Raw genomic sequence first — 17,169 nt, forward strand, 5'->3', positions numbered from 1 at the left:
AGTAATATAGAAAATAGACAAGTTTATCAAAATAGTGGAGGCTTTTTCAGTCATGATGCGTGCGCTTCGTTTAAATATAAAGCAAGCTTTTTGTAATCGTGTTTCTTTAATTATTATGTTTAGTGGATTCGTTCTTATTTGTATTTATCACTATTATTATGTACTTCGTTATTTAGGAGACGCAGCGAATGGTCCTATATCAACAGATATGAAATGGATCGGATTTCGCGACAATGAAATGGATGTTTATTTATTATTAATGCCCGTTATTGCGAGTTTCCCCTTTAGTACAAGCTACAATTCGGATAAATCAGATGGTTTTAAACCGTTCGTGAGTAAAGGGATTTCTTTCTTTCCTTATTCAGTAACGAAATATATCGTTACGTTTTTTTGCGGAGGATTTCTTTATACACTTCCATTCATCTTATCGTTATTATTTTGCAAATTAACCATTCCAGACGGAGCACCTACGGCTGGTTCAGGTATCATAAATGATGATGGGATGTTCGCAAACCTATATTTAGATGCACCTCTCGCTTACATTACTGTATATATCGGAATTAATTTTTTATTTGCAGGTTTAATGGCCCTTTTAGGACTTGCTGCATCTGTATGGTCACAAAAAGACTATATGGCGATTCTCTTTCCATTTGCAGTTGCCTCCATTCCGTACGTCCTGCTAAATACAATATTCCCTACAATAGGCGGAGCACCTTTTCATTTATATGACCCAAAGCAACCATTACAAGGCATGTCACCGTACATTTTAACGATGCAATGTACCTTCTTCCTTCTCGTTAGCTTATTCATGTATATACAAGGAGTAAAGCGGGATAGAAAAAAATATAGAAGAAGACTGCAAAAAAGAGATCGGTGTAGAAAAGCGTTTCAAGCAATTTCAGACTAAATGGTTGAACGAATAAGAGCGTAATTTCCTAAGTTAGGGAATTACGCTCTTATTCTCATTACTCATATAATCAGCTTCCCCTTTACGGTGTCCCTGCCAATCCCCATAAAATAACGAACAACGCAAAATAAATCGCTTTAATACCTACAACTGAACATAATAAAATAATTGCATATTTACTTAATTCTCTTCTTGCACCTATTAAAGTAAAAATGACTGCCAAACTAAATGTTATATAGGACGATGCTGTATGTATTAAGTTATACGTGATATCTAAATTTTGAGTAAGTCCTGTTACCTCAGCTACAAATTGGAACATGACGATTATACTAAATAAAATTGCTAACTGATTCATTAATTTTCCATTTATTTGTGCTGGCATCGTTGCCCCCCTCACAAAGTCTGAATGTTCAATTAATTTTATCACTAGATTACATAAAAAGGAATCACCTCTTTATACCATTCTATGACGCTACAAAAACAAAAAAGAACGCTTAGTTCCCTAAGCGTTCCCCTCATTTAAGAAGCTTTCTTCAAATCAATTTGAGCAAGTACCGGATCATGGTCACTTACACGTCCGTGCTCTTTCATAATGTTTGAGTTTAAGTGCACTGGGTCTACAATTGTGTGTGGTGCGATGTTGTTTGTTACTAAAATATGATCTAACACTTGTGCATTTCCTTCATGAATGTACGTGTAGCGGTTCTCTTTCGGCACTGTGTTTAACATATTTTTTAAGTTTGTTCCTTCTAGTGCTTTTAATGGTTTAGCAAACTCAAAATCGTTCATATCCCCTAACACAACAACTGGTGCATTCGTGTTCTTTTTCTGAATTCCTTGTACGAATTGGTTTACTTCTTGCGCTAACTGAATTCGTTTTTCTTCACTCTTTAATACGAGCGGCTGCACCTTTCCAAATGGCGTTGCATCTCCTATTTTTGAGTTTAAGTGATTTGCAACGACAACAACGTTTTGTCCTTGGAACGTAAATTCTGCCGCAAGCGGTTTACGTGTACTTTCAAATAATGGATTTTCGTCTCCAATGCGAACAACATTTTTATCAAGTAACTTCGGTACTGCTGCTAATTTCACACGTGATGGGTTGTAGAAGAAGCCAACGCGAATATTCGCTCCTGGTGCTCCTCCGTCTAGATTATTATGCGGAGCAATTTCTACATACTCATACTTTGGTCCGCGAATCTCTAGAACTGCATCAATGATACGTTTTGCGCTTAAAGAAGCATCTGTTGTACCATCATTAATCGTTCCGTTATTATCTTGCATTTCCTCTACACCGATAATATCTGGCATTTTTAAATTGTATTTAATAGAATACGCTAACGCTTTTACTTTTTCATCTGTTGTTTCTTTTTTATTCGCCGAGAAGTTTTCAATGTTATATGTAGCAACTGTTAACTTATCAAGACGAGGCTGAATATTTGCGCCTACTTGCTTAAATCCACCGTCCACTACAGATGGTAATTCCGTTATTGGCGAAATGCGGAACGAACCGTAATCATATCCGACTACACCTGTTATATCTCCAGTGAAAGTATCTCCTACTTTTGCCACATAATCACGAGGTACTTTGACAGAAAGACGCTCTGGGTTTAATTGATTGTCATCTAATACAGGTGTGCCGTATTTTGTTACGACTTTATTTCCGCCATTTTCTACTGTTACATATAAATTTCCGTTTTTCTGAGGTGCAATAATTTTTGGCGTTGGCATCGTAACGCGCATACCTTCTATACTTTCATAAAAGTCGATTGCATCTTCATTTGGATCAAATAAACCGAATGCATCATTATCGATAATTTGATCTGGGATTTTCACACCGTTTTCTCCAAGTACAATCGGTGCTGGTAAAGGTTGATCTTTTGCAATTACAGCAACGCGGCTCGCCTTAATTTCCGTCGTCGTTAAATCTGTGTCAAACCTTTCTGCATATCCTGGACCAACATATTCTTCTACTTCTCCATCAACTTGAATTAGGTCCCCTACCGCTACATTCGCATCTTTTTTGTACACATAAATACCTTCTGAAGTAGCTGGATCATTATCCGGCTGATTATCTTCTATATAAAAACCATTTTTATCAAGCGTTGTTACAACGCCTTCCACATTGTATACTTTCTTCCCTTTGTAAGGAGAAATATGTGATTTTCCTTGAATATCATGAATACGTACTGGTTCATTATTTACGATAATAAATGAAAATGTTGAAATCGCTGAAGAAGTAAGCCCTTCTTTCTCTGCGATTGCTTTAATTACACTATTTTCATTCACTACAATTTGTCCGTTATAACGAACACTCTTATTTGTAGGATTAGAGCCATCTAACGTATAGTAGATTGTTGCTCCTTCTGTATTCGTTGTTAATGTTACCGCTGTTCCCTTCGCAACTTCTCCGCCACCTGGTAAAGCTACTACATCGCTAACACGGTTTTGTCCTTCCCCTTGAAACTTATGAGCTGTTACTGATTTTAAACCTGGGCTACTAAAATATAATTCAAGCGTCCCTGTTAAACTAACTTTCTTCCCGATATTTTCAGGATGATCTTTCACATTTACTGCCGCTCTCACATCGCCTTTTGGCAACTGAACAGGCATGATTTTGTCTGGATTCGTTTCATTTGGCGAATCCGCAATTGCTACGTTTGTATCATCAAACTTAGCCGGATCTTTCGTGTATTTAGAAGGACTTTGCGTATATCCGACAATATATCCTTCCACTATCCCCTTCGTTTTACCTTGCTGCTTAAATACTTGAATTGCTTTTTCTACTGACATAGAAGTCGTTTCTTCTGCTTGTACTAAAGTTCCAGTAAATGAAAGCAATAGTATAAATGATAAAAAGACACTTAACAATTTCTTCACAGCCATTTTCCTCTCTCTATTTCATATTTTTCCAACATGTCTATCATAACAAATGATTCGTTATATAGAACCATACTTCGACAAGTTTTACAAAAAATTTATTTAATTTACAAGCTTTCAAACTATAATACAAAATAATAATTTTACACCTTCTAAGAATGCACTCTATAATGTTAGAGAGAGAAAACAGAAAATATCGAAATTTTATTGGCATGTAAAATGGATTCATTTGAATAGGAGTGATTGGATGGAAGTGCAAACAGAAACATACCGCGCAGCTATGAATGGAACATTAGAACGTCATTTTTCAGATATGATTGCCGTTATACCAACTAGAATCACAATTGAGCAGTTAAAACAGCGGTTAGAAACGATCGCTACTAAAGTTGACGAATTGAAAATTGTTTATAGTGATGAGACAAGCATTATTGTTGAGTTGCATATGGATGAAACAATCATACCGTATGAACTGCATATTGATGAGGCGAATGACCCAGAAGAATATAAAATGTACAATAAACAAGATTCTACAATCGTAGATCGTCATTTTGAAGATGCTGCTTATGGTACTGAAATTTTCACTCGTACGCTATTTGTAGGCGATGTGCTGGACTGCTTTTTCCAGCAGTTACAGTTTTTATGGAACCTAGCTCCAGACTTGTTATTTGTAATCGATTCAAGTGCCGCAATGAAAGTGATATCTAGAAGCTATATTGAATATCACGTTGAAAATGAATTGTTGCCTGACATTCCTGATTTATACGTTATTCATTCTGTTTATGAAGACGGTAAAGACGGTGAGCCTACGCAATATTGGTTTCATACACATGGCCTTTTAAGAGCAGGCGTAACAGAAATAGAATTAATTATTCCAAATCGCATTTCTTCCTACTACGGTATTGGCGATCTTTTTCAAACGTTTGCTAATAACGCCGTTGAAAATGGACAAGTCCCTATGAATGAGCCTATCGTTATCGCGCATAGTCAGCAAGGTTCTATACATACAGTAGCTGTTCCATGGGAAAAAGGATTATCTTATATTGGGCATAAAACGAGTATGGATCAATTATCTTCAATTGAGGATGAAGAAGTGAAACTACAACCAATAGATGCGCAAAACGTATTTCTTGGCGGAATGGATGACCGAGATGAATACCATCAATCTCCATCCGTTCTCTTATTCAAATTAAATACTTCAGAAGAATATATTGAAAGTTTTTTCAAAGAATACGAGGAAGCTACAGGTCTCATGTTCTATAAAACAAATAGTGAAACCGATCGTATGGCTTACAATGCGAAGAATACTTTCGGGTATTTCAGCAACATTTTTCACATTGAACAATCAAATGAAGATTTTCGTTTCCTCGCTAAGTTTGGTGTCTCTTACGAAGAAGGAAAAAGTGAACATATGTGGTTTGAAATGCAAAACATTACGGAAGATTTCATTCAAGGAATACTCATTAACGAACCATATTTTATAAAAGATATGAGTGAAGGAAATAGTTATCATTTAGATTTTGATAACTTAACAGAGTGGATTATTTATGCAGGGGATGCCGTTATAAAGCCAAATAACTTATATATGTTTGTTGGCGAATAAGTAACAAAACGCCTTCAATATAATTGAAGGCGTTTCACTTTATTGTGCGATTAATTCCGTATCCATTACTTTCTCCAGATGAGATAGTACACGCTTTGCCGCTAACTCACCTTGATCAATACAGTCCGGAAGACCAGAACCAGCGTAAGAACTACCTGCCAAGTATATACCTGGCAACTCTTTCTCCATAAATGTCGTGAGTTTCTTCATTCGCTCGTTATGGCCTACTGTATATTGGGGCATTGCTTCTTTCCAGCGGCTTACGACTGTAAATTCTGGATCCTCTGTAATATCCATCGTCTTTCGTAAGTCTTCTAGTACAAGCCTAACAAGTTCCTCTTCTGTTTGTTCTACAACTGCTTCATCACCAGGGCGTCCAACGTAACACCTAAGAAGCATTTTTCCTTCTGGCGTTGTATGTGGCCACTTTTTATGTGTCCACGTACATGCTGTAATTGTGTAATCGTTATTTCGAGATACGACAAACCCTGTACCATCAATATCACGCTGAATGGCTGATTCTTGGAAAGCCATCGCCACGTTCGCAACTGATGTGGACGGAATATTGCGGAAGAAACGAAACTGCTTGTACTGCGCAAACATAGATGGCAATACTTTATGTGATGTTGCCACTACGACCGCGTCCGCTTCTATTTCTTTTCCGTTACTAAGAGTAATCGTATAACCATCACCAAGTTTTGCAATTTTTTCAATGCGAGTGCCCTTTATTATCGTACCTTCATGCATCTTCATTTCGAGAGATTCTACGATAGATTCTAAACCGTTTTTAACTGTTTGGAAGATTCCTTTTTTCGGTTCAGTTTTCTCTTCTTTCGGTGCAAGTGTACGCATACCGAGTGAAATACTGCGATGTTTCTGCTCGATTTGATACATTTGCGGGAATGTTGACATTAAGCTCATTTCATCAATATCCCCTGCATAAATACCCGATAGTAATGGTTCGATTAAATTTTCAACCACTTCGTTGCCGAGGCGATGTCTGAAAAACTGCCCGAGTGATTGGTCAGATACTGGCTTTGATCTCGGCATTAACAGATCAAAACCAGCTCTTAGTTTACCAATTGGAGAGAGCAGCCCGGAAAATAGAAACGGCGTAATTTGCGTTGGAATTCCCATCATTGATCCGCTCGGCATTTTATGTAACCGATTGTTTACGAGGATAAATGATTGACCGCCCTTATTATTTACAAGTTCATCGCCAAGACCTAATTCTCTCGCTAATCTTGCTGCACTTTCTTTTCGTGCTAAGAAAGAATCCGGTCCGCGTTCAATTGTAAATCCATCTTTTCGAACGGTTTGAATTTTCCCGCCAAGTTTACCCGATGCTTCTATCAGTAATGTATCGATCGGCAAGTTGTTGTCACGAATTTCTTTTTGCAAGTTATACATTGTTGTTAATCCTGTGATGCCACCGCCGATGATTACAACTTTTTTCCTCAAGCAGGCTCCCCCTTTCTTCTTACAATACAGATTCTTTTTTCTTTAATACAACATCTGTTAAGCAATCAATAAATGCATCCGATGCATTTGGCATTTCTGGACGATAATATTTCGCGCCAATTTCATCTGTTACAACTTTACACTCAAAGTCGTTGTCATATAAAACTTCTAAATGTTCCGCAACAAATCCAACTGGTGCGTATACGAATGAAGTATAACCGTACTTTTCATTTAATTCTCTCGTTAAATCTTGTACATCTGGACCAATCCAAGGATCTGGTGTGTTTCCTGCACTTTGCCAACCTACTGCATAGTTTGCTACTTCAGCACCTCTTGCAATATAGTCAGCTGTTTCATTTAATTGATCTGGATATGGATCGCCAAGTGCGATAATTTTTTCTGGTAAGCTATGTGCAGATACGATTAATACTGCTTTTTCACGTTCTGCTTCTGCCATACTGTTATATATACCTTTCACTGCATCAACCCAGTACTGGATGAATTTCGGTTCTTTATACCAGCTATCAATGCCGTGAATTGTTAAGTTTCCAAGTTTCTCAGCTTCTTCTTGTGCTCGTCCTACATACGATTTCACGCTAAATGTAGAATAGTGCGGCGCAAGAACAAGTGCGATTGCATCTTGTATACCGTCGTTATGCATATCTTTCACTGCATCTTCAATGAACGGTTCGATATGTTTTAAGCCAAGATACATATGATACTCTACTTCATCTTGTACTTCATTTAAACGCTTCTCTAACTTTTTAGCTTGCTCTAATGTAATAGTAGCTAAAGGAGAAATACCACCAATTGCACGGTAACGCTCTGTTAAATCTTCTAGCATTTCAGGACTTGGCTTTCTTCCTCTGCGAATATGTGTATAGTAACGTTCAATATCTTCTTCTTTATATGGCGTTCCGTATGCCATTACAAGCAAACCAATTTTCTTTTTCATACAGCAATGCTCCTTTACTTCGCTAACTGCCCTTTAGAGTATTCATGAATAAATGTAGTTAAACGTTTTAATGTATCTGGATTTACTTCTGGGAATACACCGTGTCCTAAGTTAAAGATATAACCTGGCTGTTTCATTCCTTGATCTAAAATACCTTTTACATGTTCTTCAATAACAGACCATGGCGCAAGTAAGAATGACGGGTCCATATTACCTTGTACCGCCTTATGAACGCCACGCGTGCGTGCCTCTTCAATCGGTAAGCGCCAATCTAAGCCTACTACATCAAGTGGTAAGTCGTGCCATTCATTTACTAAATGTGCAGCTCCTACGCCGTGCATAATCATTGGAACACCCATCGGGCGAACTTCTGCAAAAATACGCTCCATTGCTGGTTTAATAAATACGCGGTAATCTGCTACATTTACTGTTCCAACCCAAGAATCGAAAATTTGAACTGCTTTTGCTCCTGCGTTAATTTGTGCTTTTAAATATGTAATAACCATATCTGCTAGCTTATCCATTAAAGCGAACCAAGCTTTCGGCTCTGCATACATGAACGCTTTCGTATTATGGTAATTACGAGATGGACCGCCTTCAATCATGTAGCTCGCTAATGTAAATGGTGCTCCTGAAAAACCGATTAACGGTACGTCTAACATTTCCGTCGTTAATAAACGAATCGTATCTAATATGTACGGCACGTCATCTTCTGGATTGATTTCCCCTAGCTTTTCTACGTCTTGTAAAGAACGGATTGGGTTATCAATAACCGGACCAATACCTGATTTAATTTCTACATCCACACCAATTGCAGGTAGTGGTGACATAATATCTTTATACAGAATTGCTGCGTCTACATTATATTGATCAACTGGCAACTTTGTAACGTAAGCACATAACTCTGGATTATGTGTAATTTCAAATAAAGAATACTTTTCTTTTATCTTTCTATATTCCGGCTGTGAACGACCTGCTTGACGCATATACCATGCTGGTACATAATCAGTACGTTCCCCCCTACATGCTTTTAAAAATGTCTCATTTATATTTCTTACCAAGACCCTTGCTCCCTTCCTTGCCAATGCTTTTGCTCTAAATACGTTCTATTCCGATATTTATCTTTTTTTACTATACAGCTTGTAAAAACAAAATGCATAATATTATGTACGTTGTTCATTAAATTGACACAAACATTCTTAAAAACGCTTACTATTTTCACAACATTCTTATTATAACACAGAGAAAAACTATGGTTTAGCTACTTTTGACTTTTCTCCCTCGCGATTCGTTTGTGTGTTATATGGCACAACGTAAAAACTCGGTTTTGAAAAGATGTTAACGAACTTTTCTTCATATTCCCCGGCACCATTTACAGTTGCTACATGCGTATGGACTCCGTTTTCTACTCTATAAATACGATACATAATTCTATCATCTGGAAGTGGTGTCCAGCTTAATTTCGCTTTAAATAAACCGAAAGGGCTAAAAGCTAATTTCATTTTCACATCTTCAATTTTGCGCAGCCGAATTGGAGCACCGATTGTTTCCACACCTTCTGGTTTCATAAACTGCTCTTTCTGTTCTACATTTGCCTTCGTTAAAATTTTCTTAAACAATTTCGTTGCTGACGCACTTTCTCCTTGCAACTGATGCTCTTTATCCGTACGGTCATAACCAATCCAAACAGCTCCTACTAAATTTGGCGTATAGCCAACGAACCACATATCTCTCGCTCCATTATCGTCATTTGGTAAGGAAGTTGTGCCTGTTTTCCCAGCTAACGCCCCAGTATATACACCGGCTTTCGCTGTCCCTTCCTTCACAACTCCTTCTAACATTTTCGTCATATACCATGCCGTTTGTTTCGAGAAAATTTTCGTTTCTACTTTTGGTGATTCTCCAATAACTGCGCCGTGTCTATTGAATACTTTATCAATCACATGCGGCTCAATAATAGCGCCATTTGCTAAAAACGCACGATACATTTTCACGAGTTCAAATGTTGAAACACCGTTTTTCAATCCGCCAAGCGCTGTACTTAACCCCGCATCGGCAATATGAACATTGCCTTTCTCTAAATATTGCTTTCCTTCTTCTACCCCTAATTCATTTAATAAAGAAACTGCCGGCACATTTGCTGACTCTAAAATCGCATCGTACATCGTCATTTCTTTCGAATACGCATGGTTGTAATTTCGTGGTTCGTAGCCTTCAAATGAATTTCTTTCATTCGTTAATAAAGAATATGGATTATACTTTTTCGTTTCGAGTGCTGGTGCATAGACGATAAGTGGTTTTAGCACAGAACCGGGCTGTCTTTTTGCGAAGACACGATTAAAACCTCTCGGGACGTACTTTCTTCCGCCAATCGCCGCTTTAATTCCGCCCGTACGATTATCCATTAATAAAAAAGCACCTTGCGCCCCCTCTTCTTTCCCAGGGAAATTCCGTGCATCTTGAAACTGGTTATACGCTACCTTTTGAATCTTTTCATCCATCGGAACGACAAACGTATATCCTCCGCGAAGTACTTCTTGATGAGACAATCCATATAAACGAGCTGCTTCATCTATAACCATATCAATATACGGCATATATGCGAGCTCATTCTCATCTAAGTTTTTATATAGCGCAATCGTCTTCCCTTGATAACGTACACTTTCTTCGGCAGTCAAATAGCCTTGTTTATGCATAAGTGACAATACGAGATCGCGGCGCTCCTTACTTTTCTCTGGAGAGAAATACGGTGAATATCCGTTTGGCGACTTCGGAAGACCTGCAAGCATTGCGCCCTCTTCTACTGTTAAATCTTCTACATTTTTATTAAAATATAACTTTGCTGCCGCTTGAATACCGTAAGCCCCATGGCCAAAATAAATATGATTCATATACATTTCAAGAATTTGTTGTTTCGTATATTTTTGCTCTAATTGAAGGGAAATTGCGACTTCCTTCAATTTCCGCGTAACTGTTTTTTCACGAGTTAAAAAAACGTTTTTAGCGAGTTGCTGCGTAATCGTACTACCGCCCTCTACTTTTTCTCCTGCTAACGTATCTTTATAAAGAGCCCGGAATATGGACGGGTAATCAATTCCTTGATGCTCATAAAAACGAGAATCTTCCACCGCAATAAATGACTGCTGGACATGCTTTGGAATTTGCTCGACTGGTACGAGGTCTCTATTTTCTACGTATAATTTCGTAATTTCTTTCCCTTTCTGGTCAACAATACGTGATGAAGAGTGGAAAACGAGCTGCTTTTCATCCATCATATAACCACCAGCTAACACAATAAGTTTATAAAGTACAATCGCTAATACGAGCGTTGCTAATCCACCTAATAAAGTCCACTTTACTTTCTTCATACATCGGCCTTCTTTCCAAATGATGGTACATTTATTATTTGAAAAAGAAGTATCTTTATGTATATAATCTTCGAAGTTTTTTAAGAGAGTTGATATAATAGAAACAAATAATTAAAGGGGGCATTAAAATGAAGGCTATTATTTCATACGAAACACCTCTAGAACAAGCACATTTCACTGCAAAAAATAACGAAAAAGATATGTTTTATAAAGAAAATACAGAAGAATCTGTAGAAGGTTCTCTTCAGTATGACGTACTAGACGCTGTTGGCGAATTTCAAGGACAACCTGGCTATATCGTTTGTAACAACATTTCTGTAACTGACGAAGGTCGCCCAGTATTTGAAAACCGATTCAAAAACCGCGCAGGCCTTATTGAAAACGAACCCGGCTTCCAAGCAATTCGCGTTCTACGCCCATTAAGTAACGATACATATGTCATCTTAACGATGTGGGAAACGGAGCAAAACTTTAAAGACTGGACAGAATCACGTTCATTCGAAAACGCTCATAAAAAACGCCCTGCACAAGCAGAAGGACAGGCTCAGGCTCAAGCGCATCCACATGCAGAGCAGCAAAAAAGTATTTTCTCTCGTCCGTCATTTGTGACTACTTTTGATGTGTTAGTTTAAGTTTCGGAGTTCGGAGTTCGCAGTTCGCGGTTCGCAGTTCGCAGTTCGCGGTATGTGAAATTATATCGACGATTTTCTGGATATATCAACGATTTTTCGAATATATCAACGATTTTTTCAATATATCGACGATTCGACAAAGAATATCGACTTATCGACAAATCACGACACAAAAAAGGAAACACCATTACGCACCGGTGTTTCCTTTTTCTTTGTACCAATTATATATACGAAGCGCATCTTCTTTTCGCATATGCTTCACTTCATAACCATGTCCCGCTACTGATACGGCAGCTGTACATAGCTCGTCTTTCTTTTGAAAATACGATTGATTGTATCCTACTGCTTGAACATGCCTTCTTCGCATGATCCCAGTATATTTCGCAAGGCCACGGTATACCATGACTAACTGATTGTCTCGTATCATATATCCACCACTTGTATACCGGGCGTATGAGAGTAACGTAAATATGATAAATAGTGGTATTAACGTGAATAACGCCATATTTTGCTTAAAATATATACTCGCACCGATAATCGGCACAGCGAGTACAGCACTTGTAATCCAGCCCATTATTATGTAACGGCGTAATGCGGCCTTCGGCAAATGAACGATTTTCTCTTCCATTTCATACGGTAACTGCAAATATGTAAGTAACTGCTGGACATCTTTCTTTTTCATAAAAGGATGTAACATTACTTCATGCCCTGCTGCTTCTATACTTTGAATAACTTCCACTTCGACAGAGCAATAACCGAACGGCTGGCGAAGAATTCCTTCTTTCACCGTAATTGCTTGAATGCGGTGTAGTTTTAAAACAAACTCTTTTTTATCAAATAACCCTTGCACGATGCGGATTTCATTTCTGTTTCGCTCAATTTTAAAGTTCGCATATTTTAACGCATAACCAGCTGTCGAAACGACCCACGAAACCACCATTAAAATCGCAGCCATAACAATTAATTCATATACACCGTTATCCATCACATACGCTTCTACTTTATTAATAAGCCATTTTGGAAGAAATTCATTAAACTCTGTGTAAAGGATGACTAACATAGAAAATACTAATCCGAATCTACCAGATGTAATAGAGGCAAATAAAATCTCTTTCACCGTTAACTGATAAACTGTCTTATTTTCTGCTGTCGCGGGCTCTTCTTCAGTCACAACACTTCTCTCTTTATGTAATAAAGAAATCAGTTCCTTCGCTTCACTTTCTCTAATGCCAGCTAACATCACTTCCGGTTCAGTACCGCCGCCGGCTACTTCTATGTTTAACTTCGTCAGTCCAAGCACTTGATAAATGATGTTAGAAGACGTACTAATATTTTGCACACGTTCTTTATTTAAGTAACTTTCTTTCTTTACAAAAACACCGTGCTTTATATGTACAATATTATTTTCGACCCAGTACACTTTGAAATACCATTTTATAGCTGAGAAAATTGCCATAATAAATATTATGGCCAAAAGAACGAGATGAAAGAAATACCAAGGTTCTACTTGACCATCTGATTTAAATAGAACAAGAAAAATAAAAGGTAACAAAGTCGCAACTCGAATACCTAATAAAATCGTGATCGGATGTTGCCTCTTATACATCCTCATCACTCACTTTCGCAAGTTCTCCAATTTGTCTTTTCAGCTGCTCTGCTTCTTCTTTCGTTAAGCCTGGAATACTATGAGAAGTTGCTGCTGTTGAAATATGTAATTCTGCTAAATTATACTTTCTCATAATTGGTCCTTGTTCAATCGTTACGTGCTGCACGCGCATCATCGGAATAAGTACGCGTTTTACAACGAACATTCCTTTTTGAATCTCAACCTCTTCTTCATTTAATCTGTAACTATAATAGCGTTGACGTAAATTTGGAAACACGAAATAATCAAGCGGGATAAATAGAATAGCACCTGTTACTAACAAACCAAACAACCAACCCCACCAATTAAAATTGATCATAAAAAAGAAATATGCAATTACGACTGCTAGTATAACTGCCGCCCCAATTAAAGCGTGAATCCTCCACACTTTCAGCATATTAGAATGAATCTCCCTTTCTAACGGCTGCATCTCATCACTCCAATTATATGAATTTATTAATTACATTTTAGTTGGTATATACATATTTGTAAAATTATCCCGCGTTAATAGGCAGTAAAACTCCCCCAAAATTTCAGCTGGAGCAAAGACGGACTGCCAGTAAACGTCCGATTGGTGAGGGCTAATAATCAGTAGGGATGAATCTCCCACTGATTAAAGTTTCACTTTATAGTTTTCTACATCGTATCCATCATTTCTTTAAAATTCCCTTCATTAACCGAATACACATGAAACTGAATGTAATCTATTTCATTCGTATTCGGACGGGCATATGGCAAAATGTTAAATTTAGAAGCTGATCTTCCTAATACATCTACAATCATTAAAGAAACGTCAATATATTCGAAATCTACACGGAATACTACTGCTTCTCCCGTAAATTCATAATCTTTAATCGCATCATAAGATTTATTCGCACTAATTAACGTTATTTTTAATAGTTGGTTCAAATTTTCTGGTTTAAAATTAATCATATACGTAACTCCTTTTTTTAATAAAACACTATGAAAACAGTGTAATCTTATCATTTCATAGCTTTGCACATCAATTACATAAAAAATAAAGCTAGTTTTTTATAAATTTTTTGATATAATTACTTACGGGAAAAGGGAAGATATTTATCTTCCCTTGTGTTTTTATTTGCATCTAGTACTTTTGCTAGATGCCTTTTTTTATGCTAAAAAAGGTACCCTCATATACTTTGAGGATACCTTTTCCATCAATTTAGTGCATTTCAACGATTGTACCATCTTCGAATACTTTGAATACACCAGTAAATCCTGGTCCACCTGCACCTTCTACTTTATATGTCGTATGCACTCTTATTTGATAATATTTCTTTCCATTCTCTACTTGCGTATTTTCTAGAGTGTAATCATAGTCTTCTTTATATTCATTTTTAATATATTCTTTCGCTTTCTCAAAAGTAAATGCATTTTGATTCTTTCCTGTTTCTACTTTTTGGTTCTTTTCTGTCTCAGTTTTGCCGTTCTTTTCTGTTACTACCTTCTGATTTTTTTCTACCTCAGTTTTTTCGTTCTTTTCTGTTGCTACCTTTTGATTTTTTTCTGTCTCAGGTTTTTGAGTCTTTTCTGTTGCTACCTTTTGATTCGTTACTACATTTGTTTTTTGTGCTTTCGCTGCTGCTTCACTCTTTGCAGTTTTTTCTTCTTCATTTATTTTAGTAACTAATCCTACCGCTTTTTTATTATATTCTTCAAGTTTTTTGTTATCTTTTGTTTCTGCAACTAGCTTATTTAATATCTCTTTCGCTTCTGCATAATTTTTCTTACTTATTAACTCTTCACTTTTCGTCAGTTGCTCGCTATACTTCTTGTTTTGCTCTAAGATAGCTAGTAATGCTGTTCGTTCTTCCTTTGCTTGTTTTACAAGCGTAGCATTTCCATTCTTCATGTTCTCTACTTTTTCAAATGACTTAATTGATTCTTCTACCTTTGTTTCCTCTTTTAACTTCACTGCTTCAATCATTACTTTCGTTTGTTCTACAAGCGCCATTGCATCTGAATCATCTTTTTTCTCACCTAGCGCTTTTTCAAATAATGATAATGCATTTTTATATTCTTTATTCGTTAACGCAGTCTTTCCTTCATCCATTACTTTGTCAAAATTCCCATTGCTACATCCAGCTAACATTAAAAATGTAAGTCCCATTACCATTAATAACTTTTTCATTTTTTTCTCCTCCTATATATCCCTAAAACAATAAATAACAGCATATGTATAAAAGTCTGTGTAGTAATTAGACTGAAAATAAAGATGTACTTTGTGTGTGGGAAAGGAAGTACATTTCATTTACTATCATTATTTAAAACTCCTAAATAGTTGGTAGTTGGTTTTCTTCTTTAAAGACAGAAAGGAATTTTAATAATGTGCGTAAAGCTCTCACCAGGCTCTTTACTACACACACTCTTATACACATAGAAAAACTATTTTTAGGTTGCTATTTTTTTAGCTTTACACATTTTCGTAACACAAAGAAAAACAAAAGAAAACAAACCGTAACATAAGTTACTGTTTGTAACTTTTCTGTAACACAAATGTAACATAAGGTTTTTAAATGTACAATAGTTTTTTTACATTATTTTCCCCGGTCTATATTTTCAGGCAATAATCAGGTTCCAATCCTTAGTGTAAATAAGGATGCAAAGGATCTCTCCTTATTATCAACAAGTCAAAATGTAAAGAGTACGCTGAAGCAAAGTTAAATAAAAAAGCCAACTTCTTTACATGAAAAGAAATTGACCTTTTATTTTATTCACGTGAATCTCTATGTATTCAAAAATTTATTCGTTAAACTACAAACAACCGTTTATAAAAACTTCCTAACGTATCGTAAATCCAAGTTTTTAATGAAATAATCCATTAGCGTTTGAGATTAACCAAAAAGCCTACTAATGAAAGTAGACTTTAAATAATGCCGTATAAATTATATTTTTTAGAGTATCAAATTAATAATTTTCCAGTTCATTTTCAGGTGTTTGAATAATAACAGGATTTTTTCCTGGATTAATCCATTTTAAAATATCACTGACATTTTACTTATCAAACTCGCTTCCAACTAACATCCTTCACATCTTCACTAGTCGGCTTTCTAACTGATTTCACAAAAGCTTCCTCACAAGCACCAAATGTAATGAAGTTTTTCTGTGCTTGTCTTAACGAGACTTCGTTTGCCCCGCCTTCAAAGTCAGGATCGTTAAACTGAACCCCATCATCTTCCCAATAACATATATTACAAATTTCATATGTACTTGGTGGTTCTTCTTCTATTGTTTTATATCCGCAGCATGGACATGTGTATTTCATTCCGTCACTCCATTATTCATTTCTTTTTTCTCCCATATATTCCGGCCCACAAAGAATGTAACAGCGCAAATCATAGTTATTATCATGAAAGTAGTATGAGAATCTTCATATGTAGTTGGAATTCCAACCGTTACGGAAACAATACTAAAAGCTAAAAGTAAATACAATAATAAAGATATAATATAGCCGAGTTTAAATCGTACAATGATACCTCTAAACAATAGTTCACCAAGTAGACAGCCACCTAAAATAATTGGCACTCCGAAATACAATGTAAGGACTCCCATTTGCGCAGTAGATTGAATTATCTTTCCAATTATGTTCGGCGAAGTCATCTCATCATTTCTTCCCATCCTATCAAATAAATCAAGTGCCGTTACTGAAATAAAGAAACTTAATATAGAAAATGAATACGGTATTAAAAATTTGCTCACT

At 36.5% G+C, this 17,169-nt stretch carries 15 protein-coding genes; 3 read left to right on the plus strand and 12 right to left on the minus strand.

Annotated elements, in window-relative coordinates:
* The first annotated feature begins 52 nt into the window (after positions 1 to 52).
* Positions 53 to 907: a hypothetical protein gene (locus FOT98_RS15170; RefSeq protein ID WP_063261998.1), complete on the plus strand. Its 855-nt coding sequence runs from the start codon at positions 53 to 55 to the stop codon at positions 905 to 907.
* Between the two features lie 82 nt (positions 908 to 989).
* On the opposite strand, the gene FOT98_RS15175 is transcribed toward FOT98_RS15170, so the two are convergent.
* Together FOT98_RS15175 and FOT98_RS15180 are read right to left on the minus strand one after the other, a co-directional pair.
* On the minus strand, positions 990 to 1,289 hold the full coding sequence (locus FOT98_RS15175; RefSeq protein WP_063261999.1) for a hypothetical protein: 300 nt from the start codon (positions 1,287 to 1,289) through the stop codon (positions 990 to 992).
* A 137-nt stretch (positions 1,290 to 1,426) separates the two neighbouring features.
* On the minus strand, positions 1,427 to 3,793 hold the full coding sequence (locus tag FOT98_RS15180; protein ID WP_063262000.1) for a DUF6359 domain-containing protein: 2,367 nt from the start codon (positions 3,791 to 3,793) through the stop codon (positions 1,427 to 1,429).
* A gap of 241 nt (positions 3,794 to 4,034) precedes the next feature.
* Here FOT98_RS15180 and FOT98_RS15185 point away from each other — a divergent pair, with 241 nt between their 5' ends.
* A complete protein-coding gene (locus tag FOT98_RS15185; RefSeq protein WP_063262001.1) occupies positions 4,035 to 5,387 on the plus strand; it encodes a DUF4026 domain-containing protein in 1,353 nt (450 codons plus the stop codon).
* 39 nt (positions 5,388 to 5,426) lie between these two features.
* On the opposite strand, the gene hemY is transcribed toward FOT98_RS15185, so the two are convergent.
* The 4 genes from hemY to FOT98_RS15205 form a co-directional block, all read right to left on the minus strand.
* On the minus strand, positions 5,427 to 6,848 hold the full coding sequence (gene hemY, locus FOT98_RS15190) for a protoporphyrinogen oxidase (protein WP_063262002.1): 1,422 nt from the start codon (positions 6,846 to 6,848) through the stop codon (positions 5,427 to 5,429).
* 19 nt (positions 6,849 to 6,867) lie between these two features.
* The gene (gene hemH / locus FOT98_RS15195; protein ID WP_063262003.1) at positions 6,868 to 7,803 is read right to left on the minus strand and encodes a ferrochelatase; all 936 of its coding nucleotides are present in this window, start codon (positions 7,801 to 7,803) and stop codon (positions 6,868 to 6,870) included.
* A gap of 14 nt (positions 7,804 to 7,817) precedes the next feature.
* A complete protein-coding gene (hemE, locus tag FOT98_RS15200; RefSeq protein WP_063262004.1) occupies positions 7,818 to 8,864 on the minus strand; it encodes a uroporphyrinogen decarboxylase in 1,047 nt (348 codons plus the stop codon).
* Between the two features lie 189 nt (positions 8,865 to 9,053).
* Positions 9,054 to 11,171 (minus strand): transglycosylase domain-containing protein, encoded by a 2,118-nt coding sequence (locus FOT98_RS15205; RefSeq protein ID WP_063262005.1) that lies wholly within the window; start codon positions 11,169 to 11,171, stop codon positions 9,054 to 9,056.
* Between the two features lie 128 nt (positions 11,172 to 11,299).
* Here FOT98_RS15205 and hmoB point away from each other — a divergent pair, with 128 nt between their 5' ends.
* Positions 11,300 to 11,803, plus strand: a complete 504-nt coding sequence (hmoB, locus tag FOT98_RS15210) for a heme-degrading monooxygenase HmoB (protein WP_063262006.1) — start codon at positions 11,300 to 11,302, stop codon at positions 11,801 to 11,803.
* 187 nt (positions 11,804 to 11,990) lie between these two features.
* On the opposite strand, the gene FOT98_RS15215 is transcribed toward hmoB, so the two are convergent.
* The 6 genes from FOT98_RS15215 to FOT98_RS15240 form a co-directional block, all read right to left on the minus strand.
* Positions 11,991 to 13,409, minus strand: a complete 1,419-nt coding sequence (locus FOT98_RS15215; protein WP_063262007.1) for a PH domain-containing protein — start codon at positions 13,407 to 13,409, stop codon at positions 11,991 to 11,993.
* Complete coding sequence (locus FOT98_RS15220; RefSeq protein WP_063262008.1) at positions 13,402 to 13,878, minus strand: PH domain-containing protein; 477 nt, start codon at positions 13,876 to 13,878, stop codon at positions 13,402 to 13,404. The genes FOT98_RS15215 and FOT98_RS15220 overlap by 8 nt, the downstream gene beginning before the upstream one ends.
* A 206-nt stretch (positions 13,879 to 14,084) precedes the next feature.
* Complete coding sequence (locus tag FOT98_RS15225) at positions 14,085 to 14,381, minus strand: hypothetical protein (RefSeq protein WP_063262009.1); 297 nt, start codon at positions 14,379 to 14,381, stop codon at positions 14,085 to 14,087.
* 250 nt (positions 14,382 to 14,631) lie between these two features.
* Positions 14,632 to 15,600 (minus strand): hypothetical protein, encoded by a 969-nt coding sequence (locus FOT98_RS15230; RefSeq protein ID WP_063262010.1) that lies wholly within the window; start codon positions 15,598 to 15,600, stop codon positions 14,632 to 14,634.
* Between the two features lie 870 nt (positions 15,601 to 16,470).
* Positions 16,471 to 16,734, minus strand: coding sequence for a CPCC family cysteine-rich protein (locus FOT98_RS15235; RefSeq protein WP_063262011.1), 264 nt, complete (start codon positions 16,732 to 16,734; stop codon positions 16,471 to 16,473).
* Positions 16,731 to 17,168 carry a hypothetical protein gene (locus tag FOT98_RS15240; RefSeq protein ID WP_063262012.1) on the minus strand — a complete coding sequence of 146 codons (438 nt, stop codon included), beginning with the start codon at positions 17,166 to 17,168 and terminating at the stop codon, positions 16,731 to 16,733. Before FOT98_RS15240 ends, FOT98_RS15235 begins: the two co-directional genes overlap by 4 nt.
* Between the last annotated feature and the right edge of the window lies 1 nt (position 17,169).

This window comes from Bacillus sp. HY001 (genome assembly GCF_007558965.1).
Lineage (GTDB): Bacteria > Bacillota > Bacilli > Bacillales > Bacillaceae_G > Bacillus_A > Bacillus_A mobilis.